At 39.4% G+C, this 15979-nt stretch carries 12 protein-coding genes; 6 read left to right on the forward strand and 6 right to left on the reverse strand.

The genetic code is table 11. From position 1 onward, the window contains the following. The first annotated feature begins 78 nt into the window (after positions 1-78). From ppc to AW165_RS05210, 3 genes are all read left to right on the forward strand, one after another. A complete protein-coding gene (gene ppc, locus AW165_RS05200; RefSeq protein WP_060465154.1) occupies positions 79-2763 on the forward strand; it encodes a phosphoenolpyruvate carboxylase in 2685 nt (894 codons plus the stop codon). A gap of 297 nt (positions 2764-3060) precedes the next feature. Further along, positions 3061-4356, forward strand: coding sequence for a solute carrier family 23 protein (locus tag AW165_RS05205; RefSeq protein WP_002119102.1), 1296 nt, complete (start codon positions 3061-3063; stop codon positions 4354-4356). Positions 4357-4436: 80 nt separating this feature from the next. Continuing rightward, positions 4437-5327 (forward strand): LysR family transcriptional regulator, encoded by an 891-nt coding sequence (locus AW165_RS05210; RefSeq protein ID WP_060465155.1) that lies wholly within the window; start codon positions 4437-4439, stop codon positions 5325-5327. A gap of 8 nt (positions 5328-5335) precedes the next feature. Here AW165_RS05210 and AW165_RS05215 read toward each other — a convergent pair whose 3' ends face one another. From AW165_RS05215 to ilvD, 3 genes are all read right to left on the reverse strand, one after another. Then, the gene (locus AW165_RS05215) at positions 5336-6067 is read right to left on the reverse strand and encodes a sulfite exporter TauE/SafE family protein (RefSeq protein ID WP_060465156.1); all 732 of its coding nucleotides are present in this window, start codon (positions 6065-6067) and stop codon (positions 5336-5338) included. Positions 6068-6144: 77 nt separating this feature from the next. Continuing rightward, a complete protein-coding gene (locus tag AW165_RS05220; RefSeq protein WP_005066551.1) occupies positions 6145-7434 on the reverse strand; it encodes a hypothetical protein in 1290 nt (429 codons plus the stop codon). Positions 7435-7748: 314 nt separating this feature from the next. After that, the gene (gene ilvD / locus AW165_RS05225; RefSeq protein WP_039766669.1) at positions 7749-9578 is read right to left on the reverse strand and encodes a dihydroxy-acid dehydratase; all 1830 of its coding nucleotides are present in this window, start codon (positions 9576-9578) and stop codon (positions 7749-7751) included. Between the two features lie 347 nt (positions 9579-9925). Between ilvD and fmt the strand changes: the two genes are divergently transcribed. After that, positions 9926-10888, forward strand: a complete 963-nt coding sequence (fmt, locus tag AW165_RS05230) for a methionyl-tRNA formyltransferase (protein WP_060465157.1) — start codon at positions 9926-9928, stop codon at positions 10886-10888. After that, positions 10885-12189, forward strand: a complete 1305-nt coding sequence (gene rsmB, locus AW165_RS05235) for a 16S rRNA (cytosine(967)-C(5))-methyltransferase RsmB (protein ID WP_060465158.1) — start codon at positions 10885-10887, stop codon at positions 12187-12189. Before fmt ends, rsmB begins: the two co-directional genes overlap by 4 nt. 40 nt (positions 12190-12229) lie before the next feature. On the opposite strand, the gene AW165_RS19050 is transcribed toward rsmB, so the two are convergent. Together AW165_RS19050 and AW165_RS05240 are read right to left on the reverse strand one after the other, a co-directional pair. Further along, complete coding sequence (locus tag AW165_RS19050) at positions 12230-12373, reverse strand: methionine/alanine import family NSS transporter small subunit (RefSeq protein ID WP_002119126.1); 144 nt, start codon at positions 12371-12373, stop codon at positions 12230-12232. 12 nt (positions 12374-12385) lie between these two features. Further along, a complete protein-coding gene (locus tag AW165_RS05240) occupies positions 12386-13864 on the reverse strand; it encodes a sodium-dependent transporter (protein WP_017481897.1) in 1479 nt (492 codons plus the stop codon). 639 nt (positions 13865-14503) lie between these two features. Between AW165_RS05240 and AW165_RS05245 the strand changes: the two genes are divergently transcribed. Beyond that, positions 14504-15208, forward strand: a complete 705-nt coding sequence (locus tag AW165_RS05245; RefSeq protein ID WP_081410547.1) for a TIGR04219 family outer membrane beta-barrel protein — start codon at positions 14504-14506, stop codon at positions 15206-15208. Between the two features lie 48 nt (positions 15209-15256). Here AW165_RS05245 and AW165_RS05250 read toward each other — a convergent pair whose 3' ends face one another. Continuing rightward, complete coding sequence (locus tag AW165_RS05250; RefSeq protein ID WP_044099709.1) at positions 15257-15853, reverse strand: glutathione S-transferase family protein; 597 nt, start codon at positions 15851-15853, stop codon at positions 15257-15259. Positions 15854-15979 lie beyond the last annotated feature (126 nt).

The following is a 15979-nucleotide window of genomic DNA, read 5'->3' on the forward strand; positions in this document are numbered from 1 at the left end:
ACATTTTCTTACGCTCAAAGCTTGGAATGTTTGTTAATCGCGCTATATTCGATAAGAATAAGAACAGGAGAAAATAGCATGGTTCAGCAAATCGATGCGCCACTGCGTGAGGATGTCCGCTTACTTGGTAATTTGTTAGGTGAAACCCTAAAACAACATGCAGGACAAGAACTGTTTAATCAGATCGAGCAAATCCGTGCTCTTGCCAAAGGTGCACGTGATGGTCAAGCTGAAGCCGAAAAGCAATTAGAACAATTATTTTTAGAACTGCCCGATGAAGAGCTATTACCTCTCACCCGCGCTTTTTCTCACTTCCTCAATTTTGCCAATATTGCCGAGCAATATCATGTGGTCCGTAGCCGCAGACAGGCAGAATTTGATTCGGATGCAAACTCTCCGAATCCGCTTGTTCACTTATTTCAAAAATTTAAAGATAAAAGTATTTCGACAGAAAAACTGTTCCAGCAAATTTGCGATCTTAAGATTGAGTTAGTACTTACGGCGCACCCAACTGAAGTGAGTCGTCGTACCCTGATTCAGAAATATGATGATATTAACGCATGTCTCTCACAGCTTGATCAGCAAAAACTTACCCCACGCGAACGCCAAAATGCACTTGCGAATTTAAAGCAACAAATTAGTTCGGCTTGGCAAACAGATGAAATCCGACAGCACCGTCCAACTCCAGTCGATGAAGCAAAATGGGGGTTTGCCACAATTGAGCAAACACTTTGGAACGCTGTACCTAAATTCATTCGCGAGTTAAATGAATTAGTTCAAGAAAACTGCCAACTTAATTTACCACTGAATATTGCACCAGTACGTTTCGCATCTTGGATGGGTGGAGACCGTGATGGCAACCCAAATGTTACCCATCAAATTACCCAAGAAGTACTGTGGTTATCACGCTGGCAAGCTGCCGATCTCTATTTAAGAGATATCGAAAACTTACGTTGGGAACTTTCAATCCAGACTTGTTCCGAAGAAATGATTCAGGCAATTGGTAGCCAACATGCAGAACCTTATCGCGAATATTTACGTGCTACACGAGAACGTTTAAAAGCAACTCGACACTGGTTAGCGCAGCGCCTACAAGGCTTAGAAGCAGACGACAGCAATGTCATTAAAAGTAAAGATGAGCTTTTACAACCATTATTGCTATGCTATCGCTCTTTAATCGACAGTAACCTACCTGAAATTGCGAATGGTCAACTGCTCGACTTTATCTACCGTGTGAACTGTTTTGGTATTGAATTACTTAAACTCGACATTCGCCAAGAATCAGGTCGTCATCGTCAAGCCATTTCAGCCATTACCGAATATTTAGGTTTAGGTAATTTTGAATCGTGGACTGAGCAAGCACGCCAAAACTTCCTCATTCAAGAATTACAAAGTAAACGCCCGCTTTTACCGAAATATATTAATGAACCTGAAGGTAGTTTGATTGGTCATCCAGACGTTCAAGAAGTATTTGCAACCATGCGTACTTTGGCAGACCAACCGCCTGAGTCTTTAGGGGCATATATTATTTCGATGGCTGAATATCCAAGTGATGTTTTAGCAGTGTTGTTATTGCAAAAAGAAGCAGGTATTCAGCATCCTTTACGTGTAGTGCCTTTATTTGAGACTTTAAAAGACTTAGATGGCGCAGCAACTACCATGAATACGCTGTTCAATATGCATTGGTACAAACAGCACATTCAGGGTAAACATGAAGTCATGATTGGTTACTCCGACTCTGCAAAAGATGCCGGTTTCATGTCTGCCAACTGGGCACAGTATCGTGCTCAAGAAGAGCTGACTGCAATTGCTCAAACACACGGCGTACAGTTGACCCTGTTCCACGGCCGTGGTGGTTCAATTAGTCGTGGTGGTGCTCCAACACAACAGGCGCTATTTTCACAGCCGCCGGGTTCGATTTCTGGTGCAATTCGAGTCACTGAACAAGGGGAAATGATCCGCTTCAAATTTGGTCTAGAAGGAATTGCGATGCAAAACCTTGAGATCTATACCGCAGCAACACTTGAAGCGACTTTATTACCACCACCAGAGCCTAAGGCTGAGTGGCGTGAACTTATGAACCGTATGACAGATCATTCTGTTAAGGTTTATCGCCAAACAGTTCGTGAAAACCCACACTTTGTGAAGTATTTACGGACCGTTACGCCTGAACTTGAATTACAAATGTTGCCATTAGGCTCACGTCCAGCAAAACGTAAAGTGAGTGGCGGTATTGAGTCTTTACGTGCGATTCCATGGGTATTTGCTTGGACACAAATTCGTTTGATGTTACCTGCATGGCTAGGTACTGGTGCAGCAATTAATGAAGTGATTGCCGATCAGCAAAAAGCAACGCTTGATGAAATGCTTCAGCAATGGCCTTATTTCCAGACGCTGATTGATATGCTGGAAATGGTATTATCTAAAGCCGATGCCAACATTGCACTCTATTACGAGTCTCATCTGACTGAAGATGAAGATTTGAAAGTTCTTGGCAACCAATTACGTCAGCGCTTAAAAGATGCTGTTGAGACCTTGCTAGCATTGAAAGATGAATCAAAGCTTCTGAGTAATAATGAAGTTCTCGATCAATCTATGCAGGTTCGTAAACCCTACTTACTACCTTTGCATCTTTTACAGGCTGAACTCATGAAGCGCCGTCGTGATTATCTCGCTGAACGTCAGGCTGAGAATACCCCTGTTGACCATGCACTTATGGTGAGTATTGCAGGTATCGCGGCTGGTTTACGCAATACAGGCTAAACTGATTTTACCGATTGTTTTATAAAGCAGTGCATCATGATGTACTGCTTTTTACTTGCAAAGTTCTCTATTTTTCTTAAATTTTCTCCGATTTTCTATTTTTTAGAATATTTTTTTAAAATCAAAAAATTAATTTTTAGGATAAAAAAATAACTAATTCCTTATATTTAGAAACCATCAAATTATACCGATCGTTAAAAAATAATTGCTTTTCACATACATACTTCTCTCTAGAGATTAAATGCATTCTCAAGAAAGAGTATCATTGCACCAATTAAAAAATAATGAGCTTATTTTATGTCCAATTGGTTTCCAAAATGGCAGCCTTACCAAGGTGATATTGACCATCGGCCAGTCTCTACCAATGAATATCTCCCACCCGTTCAAAGTGCTGTTTTGGGTATTCAACATGCATTTGCTATGTTTGGAGCGACTGTTTTAGCACCCTTACTCATGGGCTTTAATCCTAACCTTGCTATTTTAATGTCTGGAATCTGTACCATCTTGTTCTTTTTAATTACAGGTGGTCGTGTTCCAAGTTACTTAGGATCAAGTTTTGCCTTTATTGGGGTGGTTGCAGCTGCAACTGGGCATATTACAGGTTCAGGTGCCAATCCAAATCTATCTATGGCTTTAGGTGGAATCGTAGCATGTGGTGTTTTTTATGCCATCATCGGTTTTATTGTGATGCTTACTGGTACACGCTGGATTGAAAAACTCATGCCGCCTGTGGTGACTGGTGCCATTGTGATGATTATTGGTCTGAACCTTGCACCTGTTACGATTAAAGGTGTTGCAGGCCAACCATTTGAAATGTGGATGGCCTTAATTACTGTACTTTGTATGGGTAGTATTGCGGTCTTTACGCGAGGTTTATTACAACGTCTACTTCTGTTGATTGGTTTGATCTTGGCCTATGTGATTTATGCCATTACCACCAATGGGCTAGGTTTAGGTAAACCCATCGATTTTAGCCAGATCTCACAAGCCGCATGGTTTGGGATTCCAAGCTTTTCACATCCTACTTTTGACACGAATGCTATGCTAATTATTGCGCCAGTTGCGCTTATCTTAGTAGCAGAAAACCTAGGTCATATTAAAGCAGTAGGTGCAATGACTGGTGAAAACCTGACGCCGCAATTAGGTAAAGCATTTGTTGCAGATGGTTTAGCAACAACGCTTTCTGGTAGTGTAGGTGCTCCAGGTATGACCACTTACGGCGAAAACATTGGTGTGATGGCAGTCACTCGTGTGTACTCAACCATTGTTTTTGTGATTGCTGGTGTCTTCGCCATTTTCTTGGGTTTATCTCCAAAATTTGGCGCGGTAATTAGTACGATCCCAAGCGCAGTTTTAACAGGTGCATCTATTGTCGTATTTGGTTTGATTACCATTGCTGGGGCCAAAATCTGGATTGAAAACAAAGTTGATTTTTCTAACAATAAAAATCTAATTGTAGCTTCGGTCACGATTATTTTAGGTGCTGGTAACTTTGAATTATTGTTTGGTAATTTCAATTTAGGTGGTATTGGTACCGCAACTTTTGCAGCCATTATTTTAAACTGGCTGTTTAGTTTAAAAGATAAAACCTAAATTCAAAAAGGCAGCGCAAGCTGCCTTTTTTTATTACGATTTAGTATGATGACTTTTTAGCCTTCAACACGTTCCCTGTCATGCGTTTTGATTTTTTTGATTTACAGCTGGTTCTTCATATTGTCTCTACGGGTAGCCTAACCAAAGGTGCAGACCGCTCTGCAATTTCACTTCAAGCTGCCAGCGAACGCATTAAAAAACTCGAACAATATTTTGAAACGCCCTTATTTATTCGCCAAACGACGGGAGTGGAGCTCACCACAGCAGGACACGCTTTTGTAGAGCATGCTCGTCAGCTTATGACACAAAAAGAGCAGCTTGAACAAGAAATGCAGCGTTTTAGGCCGCCTACAACAGAGTCATTAACGCTTTGGTGTAACTCTTCTGCTCAAAGCGAATATTTGCCTCCGTTATTACCGCAATATTTGGTGCTTCATCCCGAAATGAACATTGATTTACACGAGGCAGAAAGTTCAGAAATTGTAGAGGCATTAACGCAAGGAGTTGCAAATCTTGGGCTGGTCTCAAGTTTTTTTGATACTAGACATTTGCAAACTAAGGAATTTGCTAGTGATCCATTAGTTCTGATTTGTCCTCCTACTCACAATTTAGCTCAACACCAACAGCTGAATTTGGTAGAGGCTTTAAGTTATGGTTTTATTGGTCTTAAGCCCCACCATTCGTTGCAACAGTCCATCGAAACTCAAGCTAAGCTATTGGGCTTTAACATACAGTACCGTTTGCGCTTACCTAATTTTGGTGCGATTGCGGAAGTAGTCGCCAAAGGTGTCGGAATTGCGATTATGCCGGCTCGTGCTACCCAGCGTTTGCAATCGGACTATGACTTTCATTCCATTCAACTACTAGGCGCGTGGGCAAATCGTAAACTGCTTTTGGCCACACAAAATTTTAATCAGCTACCTAATAGTTATAAACAATTTTCAGATTTTTTATTGCAACATCGCCCTTAAAAATTAGCTTAATGCAAAATCATATAAAGCCCTAATGATACCAAACCTATAAAAAAGATACGGCGAAATAACTGCTCATTTAACCGATAACGGATTTTTTTACCTAACCACATTCCAACGAGCGCTGCCAACAATGCAGCGAAAGATAAACGATAATCTAATGTCATTCCCGACATAGGGTTGTGGTGTAAAAAGACTGCAAGACAAATGGTAGAAACAGTAAACGTTAGTCCTAAAGCCTGAACCAACTCATCACGCTTTAAATGTAAAGACTGCAAATAAGGAACGATTGGAATAATAATGACACCAGTTGCTACAGTCACTGCCCCGCCGATATATCCAATAATCGGTGGTAGCCAACGTTCATACTTTCCTAAGTGTGGAAGTTTCTTCACGCACAGACCATAGAGTCCATATAAGGCCAACATACAGCCTAATAAAATTTCACTACTATGCCCATGACTTTGACTTAAAGTAGGTAAAAAGCTCCATATTGAACCTACTATAATGCCGACAAGCAACGTCCAGAAACGGCGAATAAACGCCCAGACATGTCCTTCAGCAAAAAGCTGCCAGACGTTGGTGACCATTGAAGGGACAATGAGCAGAGATGCTGCCTGAAAAGGGCTCATTGCGATGGTGAGTAAGCCCATCGATACCGCGGGCAATCCTAAACCGATCATGCCTTTAATCATGCCAGCGAAGGCAAAGACCACTATAATAATTGCTAAAAAAGTCACTGTTTATCTCCGATTCCTTAAAGGATATGCTACGGAAAAAACAGGTATGGCCCTATTCTTGTTTTTAGAAGTAGGCCTCAATTAAAAGTTGAGGCTGTTTTATATTTCTCTTCTAATACATTGCTAAAAATACTTTCAATCATCCACACACGATACAAGCTATTAAACACATAGGTCTGACCATCAATACGCAGCTCTAAAACTGGCAAATCAGGCTGATGCTTGTCTTTGCAAAGTGCATCATTTTGCGCCAAAACAGATTGCACATCTTGGTCGGTTAGCTGCTCAATCCCAAGTTGCTGCTGTAACTGTTGGAAATGTTTTAAGAAAGATAAATCTTTTCCTTTCGTCCAAACTGCCTGCAATATCGTAAAAATCGTATCGATTTGCTGATTTTCTTGCACACTATAGAAAAGCTTTGCCATTTCCAGTGTACTTTCCTCGGTAGGACGACAAAATGGCGTAAAGGCCACACCTGTTCGTTTAGAAACACGTGTCGCCAAACTCCAGTCAAACCAGTCTCGACCTTGATAACTTAAAGGGTAAACTTTTAGTTGAATATCATAATAATCAGCCAGCTCTTCCTTGATATAGGCAAGTAACAACCAACTCATTGGGTCTTCTAAAGCAATATAGACATCAAGCTCAGGATGAAGTGTTTGAATCTCGGTAAGCGCTTCAGCATCGTTAATCAAATGTTCACGCCATTCGATATGATTAATTAAAAAAATCGGATTACCAGTCAGTAGCTTTTGCTGCTTCAAACGACGAGTCAAACGTAATAAATCATCTACTGCGTGATATTTACGTCCACCAAATTCAAAGTAAGCTGCAGGTACAGGCTCATCCGTAAAAATACGTTCTGAAAAATGTTGAGGAAGCTGATGTTTAACTGCCATGGCATGTAAAGTACGCAACTTTCCATATTGTTGTTGCCAAAGCATGTGAAAAATATCTTCTAATAAATGGAAGAAATTCTGACCTTGTAATGGGGTTCTTTTTAATATGACTGCCGCTTGTTTTAAAGATTCTGGGCTTGGGATTTCTGGAAATTCATCGAAACCGAAACGATGTTGTTTGGCTAATATCTTGGCATCATTTAAACAATAATTTTGCCACTCTTCATGCGACATACTGTTTGGGGGTTCAGAAGCCGTATGCGAAATAATAATTTTTAAAGGCTTAAGTTCATCACTTAAAATTTCATCTAGCTGAGACAATTGCTGAACAGCCAAATAGCTATACACATCATCAAGTCGTAAATAAATACTTAAACCATTTTCCGTGGGTAACACCGCTTGACGAGAAGGCTTTTGGTAAAACCAGCTCGATCGAATAGGGTCAAACCAACGGCGTAGCAGTGACATGAGTTGTGCCTCTAAAAAATAAATCCTAAGCGAGATCAAAGATTGTTTTGATCATAGTGCAAGGTAAAACAGTAGTCGAGATTGAAATATAACTACCTTAGTTTACGCAGAAAATAAGTCATGTTTTTAGCAAGTTTCTACGTAGGTGAAGATTTTATCACCATTTTATGGCAAACCCATAGAATGATCTAAAAACACCTTTTTCTACAAGCTGATTTTTTTTTACCAGACATGAAAAATGCACCCTTAACATGATAGCAATTCATCGTGTTAAAGGGTGCATGATTCCTAATCAATTATTAAAATTGAATATTTTATAGAACGCGTACAGCTCCTTTCGCTGCACTTGTTGTATGCATTGCATAAACTTTTAACGCTTTTGATACTTTACGTTTACGTTCTTCTTTCGGATGCCAGCCTTTCGCTTCCTGTACTGTACGACGATGTGCCATAGTCGCATCATCAACGTTTAAGTGAATCGTACGGTTTGGAATATCGATTTCAATAGTATCACCATCTTCAACCAAACCAATCGCACCGCCTTCAGCCGCTTCTGGTGAAACGTGACCAATTGAAAGACCTGATGAACCACCAGAGAAACGACCATCTGTTACCAATGCACAGTCTTTTCCTAAACCTTTCGATTTAAGGTAGCTAGTTGGGTAAAGCATTTCTTGCATACCCGGACCACCACGTGGGCCTTCGTAACGAATCACAACCACATCGCCAGCTTTAATGTCATGACCTAAAATTGCATCTACAGCTGCATCTTGGCTCTCAAATACACGCGCTGTGCCCGTAAATTTCAAGATTGATTCATCAACACCTGCAGTTTTCACGATACAACCATCAAGCGCGATGTTGCCGTATAGAACTGCTAAACCACCATCTTTAGAGAAAGCATGTTCTGCATTACGGATAACGCCTTTTTCTCGGTCGCCATCTAATGTTGAATAATAGCGATTTTGCGAGAATGCAACTTGAGTTGGAACACCACCTGGTGATGAACGATAGAATTCATAAACGTCTGCATCTTCAGTACGAATAATATCCCACTTATCCAACGCATCTTTTAAAGTTTTCTCGTGCACTGTCGGTACAGATACATCAAGTAAATTCGCGCGATCAAGCTCGCCTAAGATCGCCATGATACCGCCAGCACGATGAACATCTTCCATATGAACGTCTTGTTTTGCAGGCGCTACTTTAGACAGTACAGGAACTCGACGTGATAATTCGTCAATATCATCCATTGTAAAATCAACTTCTGCTTCACTTGCCGCAGCCAATAAATGCAGAACGGTATTGGTTGAACCACCCATTGCAATATCAAGAGTCATCGCATTTTTAAATGCAGCCTTGGTTGCAATCGAACGAGGTAAAATACTTGCATCTTCTTGTTCATAATAGCGCTTAGCCAATTCAACAATAAGTTGGCCTGCTTTTAAGAATAATTTTTTACGGTTTGCATGCGTCGCAACAATCGAACCATTACCCGGTAAAGATAAACCTAAAGCTTCTGTTAAACAGTTCATTGAGTTTGCAGTGAACATACCTGAACATGAACCACAGGTTGGACATGCTGAACGTTCAAATTCTTCAACTTCTTCGTCTGTATAACTTTCATCAGCCGCAACAACCATTGCATCAACAAGGTCAATCGCTTTTTCATTACCGCGGAACTTAACCTTACCAGCTTCCATTGGTCCGCCAGACACGAAAACAACAGGAATATTCAAGCGCATCGCAGCCATGAGCATTCCTGGAGTAATCTTGTCACAGTTAGAAATACACACCATGGCATCTGCACAGTGTGCATTCACCATATATTCAACTGAGTCAGCAATCAAATCACGTGATGGTAATGAATAAAGCATGCCGTCATGCCCCATTGCGATCCCGTCATCTACTGCAATCGTATTAAACTCTTTAGCAACACCACCTGCTGCCTGAATTTCTGCTGCGACTAGTTGCCCTAAATCTTTAAGATGTACATGGCCCGGAACAAATTGAGTAAATGAATTGACCACCGCAATAATCGGTTTGCCGAAATCCTCATCTTTCATTCCTGTTGCACGCCATAAGCCACGTGCGCCAGCCATATTTCTTCCGTGTGTCGATGTTTTTGAACGATAGTCAGGCATTAGTGTTTCCAACAAGTTGTGCTTGAGCGGAATTTCTCCCACTCTGGCGGATGATACTGATATAGCGTTAGATCAGTCGGAATATTGACTCATCATCATAATTTGATCATTCTCCATTCTATAGAAGCAAATAATATTCGGAAAGCCAAGAACAGTAATAGACAGTCAATATTTAGTAAAACTTACATGAATAATTTTTTATTTTTTCATAACCTTTTTTTATCAATAAAAGTTTTTCAATAATTTTTTGTTCACTATTTAAAAACTAAAACACTCAATCGCCATGAGTTTAGGGCTTCAATCGTTTTTCACGTATACTACGCATAAACTCTTTTTGGATTGCATTTGTGAAAATTATTTTTGCTGGCACCCCCGAATTTGCTGCAACAGCATTGGCGGCTTTATTAAAAACTTCCCATGAAATTATCGCGGTTTATACTCAGCCAGATCGTAAATCGGGTCGTGGACAAAAACTAACGCCATCTCCTGTAAAACAACTTGCCCTTGAGCATAATATCCCTGTTTATCAACCCCTTCACTTCAAAGCATCTACAGAAGAAGGTTTAGCGGCTCAACAAGAACTGGCAGCTTTAGGCGCAGATGTGATGGTGGTTGCAGCCTATGGTTTAATTCTTCCACAAACTGTGCTCGATACACCGAAATATGGCTGTTTAAATATTCACGGCTCACTATTACCACGCTGGCGCGGTGCAGCACCAATTCAGCGTGCGATTGCAACAGGTGATGAAGAAACCGGAATTACCATCATGCAGATGGCTGCCGGTTTAGATACAGGCGATATGATGTATAAAACATACTGCCCAATTACTGCCGAAGATACCTCAGCGACTTTGCATGACAAACTCGCAGCTCAAGGTGCAACAGCAATTTGTGCGGTACTTGAGTCAGAAGAAACACTACAAAAATATTTGGCAGAACGCGAAGTTCAAGACGAAAGCTTAACGGTCTATGCTCATAAGCTCGTAAAGTCAGAAGCTCGTATTGATTGGTCAATTGATGCTGTTCAAGTTGACCGAAATATTCGTGCTTTTAACCCTTGGCCAGTCGCTTTTGTTCAACTTGATGAAAATAATGCTCTGCGTGTCTGGAACTCTCTAATTTCTAGCCAAAGCAAAGCGAATGCTCAAGCTGGTGAAATTATTGCAATCGATAAACAAGGTGTGCATGTTGCTTGCGGTGAAAATACATTTATTTGTCTGACTAGCGTGCAGTGGCCGGGTGGTAAAGCATTAAACGCTCAACAAATTGCACAAACTCAAAAACTTCATGTAGGACAAATTTTGCCATGAGTCAGGTTACCTCAAATTCCTCACGTTTTAACCTGCGTGCTCAAGTCGTCCAGACGTTACTAAAAGTTCAGCAAGGCCAATCACTCGCTAGTATTTTAAATACACAGCTCAATCAGGTAGCAGAGCGCGATCGCGCTTTGTTTCACGAACTTGTTTTAGGTACATTGCGCCAATGGTTTGCACTTAAATCAATTAGCCTGCCTCTACTCAGCAAGCCTTTAAATAATGAGACAGTAGAAATCTGTCTTTATGTTGGTCTTTATCAAGTTTTATGCACGCGTATTGCAGCGCATGCCGCTATTTCAGAAACAGTCGATGCAACCAAACAACTTGGGTTCCCTGCACTCAGCGGTATTGTAAATGCTATTTTGCGCCGAGCTACTCGTGAAACTGATGACTTTCAGCAAGGTTTACAGCAAGCACATGGCTTACCAAGTTGGCTTTTCAAACGCTTAAAAAAGGATTGGGGTGAACAAACGGAATCTCTCTGCCAATCTTTGAAGCAAGTCGCGCCTTTAACGTTAAGGGTGAACCAGCGTCATATTGGCCGCGATGCTTATTTAGCAAAACTACAAAGTTTAGAAATTCAGGCACGTGCATGTACTTTGTCTGAAGCAGGTATTGTTCTTGAACAGTCTGTACAAATTACCCAGTTACCTGGTTTTGAACAAGGTTGGTTTTCTGTACAAGATGAACACGCTCAGCTTTGCGCAACATTATTGCCAGATTTGAACGATAAAATAGTAGTTGATGCATGTGCTGCCCCAGGCGGTAAAACTGCTCATTTACTTGAAAAATTTAAACCTGCTCAGCTCATTGCGATTGATCAGGACCCAAGCCGTTTGGTGCGTGTAACTGAGAACTTAAATCGCTTAGCACTTGATCAAAGTCATACAGAGGTTTTGGCAGCCGATGCAACTCAATGGACTCCTGCACAGCCAGTAGATTGTATTGTGCTCGATGCACCTTGCTCTGCTACAGGTGTAATTCGTCGTCATCCTGACATACGCCTATTGCGCCAATCTACCGATATAGCTCAAACCATTGAACTACAAAAGCAGATCTTGGACCACATGTGGCAACAGCTCAAAGTTGGCGGCACATTGCTTTACATCACCTGTTCAATTTTAAAAGCTGAAAATGAACAGCAGATGATGAAATTTTTTGCTGAAAATCCAAATGCAAAAGAAATTAAAATTGAAGCTAATTGGGGAGTTGAGCAAACCCATGGTCGCCAATTACTGCCGCAAGCGCAGTCTGGTGATGGATTTTATTATTGTAAAATTCAAAAAATTGCATAAAAAAAGCAGGCTTAAAGCCTGCTTTTTTAGTTGATCAGCATTAAAGTGTGTGCTGATCTTTTACTTCTTCTAAAACATCATCTAACTCTTCAGGATGTTTCGATAAATGGATAATGGACAAAGCCAAGCCCCCCCATAAAAACACCATCGAAATTACCATCATTACGATTGCTGAAGTATTCATTATTCTGTCCTCCTAGCGATCTTTCATTTTGCTTAAAACAATTGCAACGACTGCACAGAAAATCACACTGCCCCAGCCGAATACACCTTGTAAGCTCATACTATAAGTATCATAGCCATTTTTGATCAAATTAAATACAGTCATACTGAGTGTAGTTAACAAGATTAACGATGTAATGACTGTTAAAGTGAAATCCCACCCCTTACCTAATTGAATAGTTGAGATGCGATTCACGTGATCACGAAGTTCCATTAAAGCAGAACGCTTAAACCAAGCCACGGTAATAATAGAAAGTAAAGCACCGCCAATAATACCGATGTTATTGATAAAGTGGTCAACAATATCAACCAGCTTAATTGCGTTTACACTTGAGAATAAAATAATTGATACAAGCGCACTACCACCACCAATAATGGTTACAGCTTTTTTACGGCCCCATTTCAATTTATCTTGCATTGCTGCAATAGGTACTTCCAAAATACTCACCATCGAAGAAATACCTGCGACGAAAAGTGAAGAGAAGAATAAGAAACCAAATAAATCGGCACCTGTACCTAAACTTGAGATAATTTTAGGGAACGCAATAAATGCTAACCCAATCCCGCCACTCACAACATCTTTAACTTCAGTACCTGCCGCATGAGCCATAAAACCAAGCGCTGCGAAGATACCAATACCAGCCAGAATCTCTGTTGATGCATTTGCAAAACCAACGATTAAACCAGAACCTGTTAAATTCGTTTTTGGTTTCAAATAAGATGCATAAGTCACCATGATCCCGAAACCGACAGAGAGAGAGAAGAAAGTATGGCCATAAGCCGCTAACCAAACTTTATAATCCATCATTGCTGACCAGTTCGGCGTAAAGAAAGCATTTAAGCCTTGAACCGCGCCTGGTAAACGTAATGATTGAATAACTAAAATAGTGAAGAGAATGAATAATAAAGGCATGAATATCTTATTCGATAATTCCACACCTTTTTTCACACCACCATAAAGAATGATTAGAGTAAGTGCCCAAATCCCAACTATCGGCCAGAATAAATGACCTACAAACTGTAAATCAAAACCAGTTGCTTTTGTGGTCTGCAAGTAGGTATTAAAGAAGAAACCTTCCGGATCACTTCCCCACATTTGGCCAATAGAGAAGTAAACATAACTACCAGCCCAAGTGAGCACACTTGCATAGTACAAACCAATGATGATACAGACACAAACTTGCCACCAACCTAATGTTTCCCCGCCTTTAAATAGGGCACGATACGCTTTAGGAGGTGAACCAGTACTACGATGTCCTACCGCATAATCTAAAAATAGTAACGGTAAACCAGCAGTAATGAGTGCCAATAGATAGGGAATAAGAAATGCGCCACCACCATTTTCATAAGCAACGTATGGAAAGCGCCAGATATTACCTAAGCCTACAGCCGAACCAACGGCTGCAATAATAAAACCAGATCGTGACGTCCAGTTTTCACGAGAATCTGTCATAGAACACCTAATGTTAAAAGATTACTTATTTTTACTGCTATTGTTGATTGTTATTCCGCATGCAAAAAAAGAACCAAAAAATACTTTTGTGTTTGTAGAAAATAAAATGCACCTTTTGAGTATTTTTATTCCCTTAACAAACAAGCAAAAATAGAAAATTCTTCCTTAAAGATTTTTGTCCATTTTTTGCCCCTATATAGCTGAACAATACCTGTTTTTATTTCTTTTTACTGTAATTTCCGTCAGAAATTTTACGAATTTTCTGAGTTTTTTTCACAATTGGTTATTTTTCAGCTAATATTTACGTTCTACTACTTGTAGATTAAAATTATTATTTAATGCAATTTTATTGCAATCCCTGAAAATACTTATTTAATTACTCAACTTATCCACTAATTTATTTTTAACTCCCTAGATATCAATTAAAATTTAATAAGTCCGATACGATTGACAAAATTTATACTAAATTTTCTAAAAGATTAAATTCATTTAAATGAGGAAGAAAATATTAATTATTTGAATTAAATTAATTTTTTTAAGGTTTAAAAATTTACTCATATCACATACCTCAAATCCTTATTTTTTATCAATGCATCTGTAGCAAGATGTCTATATCATGCGCTCAAAGATTTCTTTTATGTGGATGTAAAAATGAAAATATTAAAAATATCTTTATTAACGCTCGGGATGGGCTTAAGTGGCTTTGCTCAAGCAGACTTCGTAGGAGTAAAAGGCGATGTAGGTTACTGGTTTTACGATGGTAAAGCGAATATGTCGTCTCAATTTCCTGATGATCAAGATCTAGATCAAAAAGGTAGTGCTCAACTCTCATTAGCAGTAGAACACCCAATTCCATTTATTCCAAATGCAAAAATTCGTTATGTAAATTTAGATACCGAAACTAAATCAGAAACTTTAGGTCAAGCCAACTATAAAGTTGATTTAGATCATAGCGATTTTATCCTCTACTACGAGTTACTAGATAATATCGTAAGTGTAGATGCTGGTCTTGGTGCCACTGTATTAAATGGTGATATTACTGCGTATACAGGTAAGCGCGTGGATATTGATAAAACATATCCTATTGCTTATTTGTCAGGTGAAGTAAAACTTCCGTTTACAGGCTTAAGTGCTAAAGGTGAAGCAACTTATACAAACTTTGATGATGCACGAATTACAGATGCACTGGCAGAAGTGAAATATAAATTTGCAGATAACCTACTCATTGATCTGGGTCTAAAAGCAGGCTATCGCGTACTTAATATCGACTTAGATGACTACGATAACAATGACCTTAAATTTGAATTTAAAGGCCCATATGTAGGTCTAGAAGCACATTTCTAAATCAGAATTTCAGAAATAAAAAAGAACTCTATATGAGTTCTTTTTTATTTAAATCATATCTACATAACCTAAATATTCTCGAATCCTTTGGCACCACGCTTGAATATTTGGATATAGTTCCAAATCAAAACCACCTTCCTCGGCGACATGCGTGTATGCATACAAGGCAATGTCAGCAATAGTTAATTGATCTCCAACAAGATAGTCGTGATCTACTAAAGCTTTATCCATAATAGATAGTGCTTTATGGCCTTTTGGCTGTAAATTATGGTATTCCTCTATTCTTTCTGATGGTAACCCTAAATATTTATTAATAAAACGAGCAACTGCAATAAATGGTTCATGACTATACTGCTCAAAGAACATCCACTGATACATTTTGGCTTTAATAAAAGGATCTGTAGGAATAAATTTTGTTCCTTCAGCCAAGTAACCTAAGATAGCATTCGACTCACTCAAAACACGACCATCTTCTAGGACTAATACAGGTATTTTTCCATTAGGATTTAAGGACAAAAAATCAGCTGATTGAGTTTCTTTGTTTAAAATATCAACGTGGATCCATCTATGATTAATATTTAATAAGGAAAGTAATAGTTTTATCTTATAGCAGTTACCCGAACCGACATCACCATAAATTATCATAGATGCTCTTCCCTTATTATGCATACTTAAAAGATTAATTTTCTTATTATTTATAGCACAACTCTTCCTTAGTATTTTTATATTTATTCTCCGCACAAATTTTTTATCGCAATAAAAAACACCCCC

Origin of the sequence: Acinetobacter sp. LMB-5 (genome assembly GCF_001541635.1) — a bacterium.
In the GTDB taxonomy this organism is placed as follows: Bacteria; Pseudomonadota; Gammaproteobacteria; order Pseudomonadales; family Moraxellaceae; genus Acinetobacter; species Acinetobacter pittii.

Excerpts from the sequence above, each read along its gene's own strand:
- ppc (WP_060465154.1), top strand. The coding sequence starts at position 79 with ATGGTTCAGCAAATCGATGCGCCACTGCGTGAGGATGTCCGCTTACTT.
- AW165_RS05205 (WP_002119102.1), top strand. The coding sequence starts at position 3,061 with ATGTCCAATTGGTTTCCAAAATGGCAGCCTTACCAAGGTGATATTGAC.
- AW165_RS05210 (WP_060465155.1), top strand. The coding sequence starts at position 4,437 with ATGCGTTTTGATTTTTTTGATTTACAGCTGGTTCTTCATATTGTCTCT.
- AW165_RS05220 (WP_005066551.1), bottom strand. The coding sequence starts at position 7,434 with ATGTCACTGCTACGCCGTTGGTTTGACCCTATTCGATCGAGCTGGTTT.
- ilvD (WP_039766669.1), bottom strand. The coding sequence starts at position 9,578 with ATGCCTGACTATCGTTCAAAAACATCGACACACGGAAGAAATATGGCT.
- rsmB (WP_060465158.1), top strand. The coding sequence starts at position 10,885 with ATGAGTCAGGTTACCTCAAATTCCTCACGTTTTAACCTGCGTGCTCAA.
- AW165_RS19050 (WP_002119126.1), bottom strand. The coding sequence starts at position 12,373 with ATGAATACTTCAGCAATCGTAATGATGGTAATTTCGATGGTGTTTTTA.
- AW165_RS05240 (WP_017481897.1), bottom strand. The coding sequence starts at position 13,864 with ATGACAGATTCTCGTGAAAACTGGACGTCACGATCTGGTTTTATTATT.
- AW165_RS05250 (WP_044099709.1), bottom strand. The coding sequence starts at position 15,853 with ATGATAATTTATGGTGATGTCGGTTCGGGTAACTGCTATAAGATAAAA.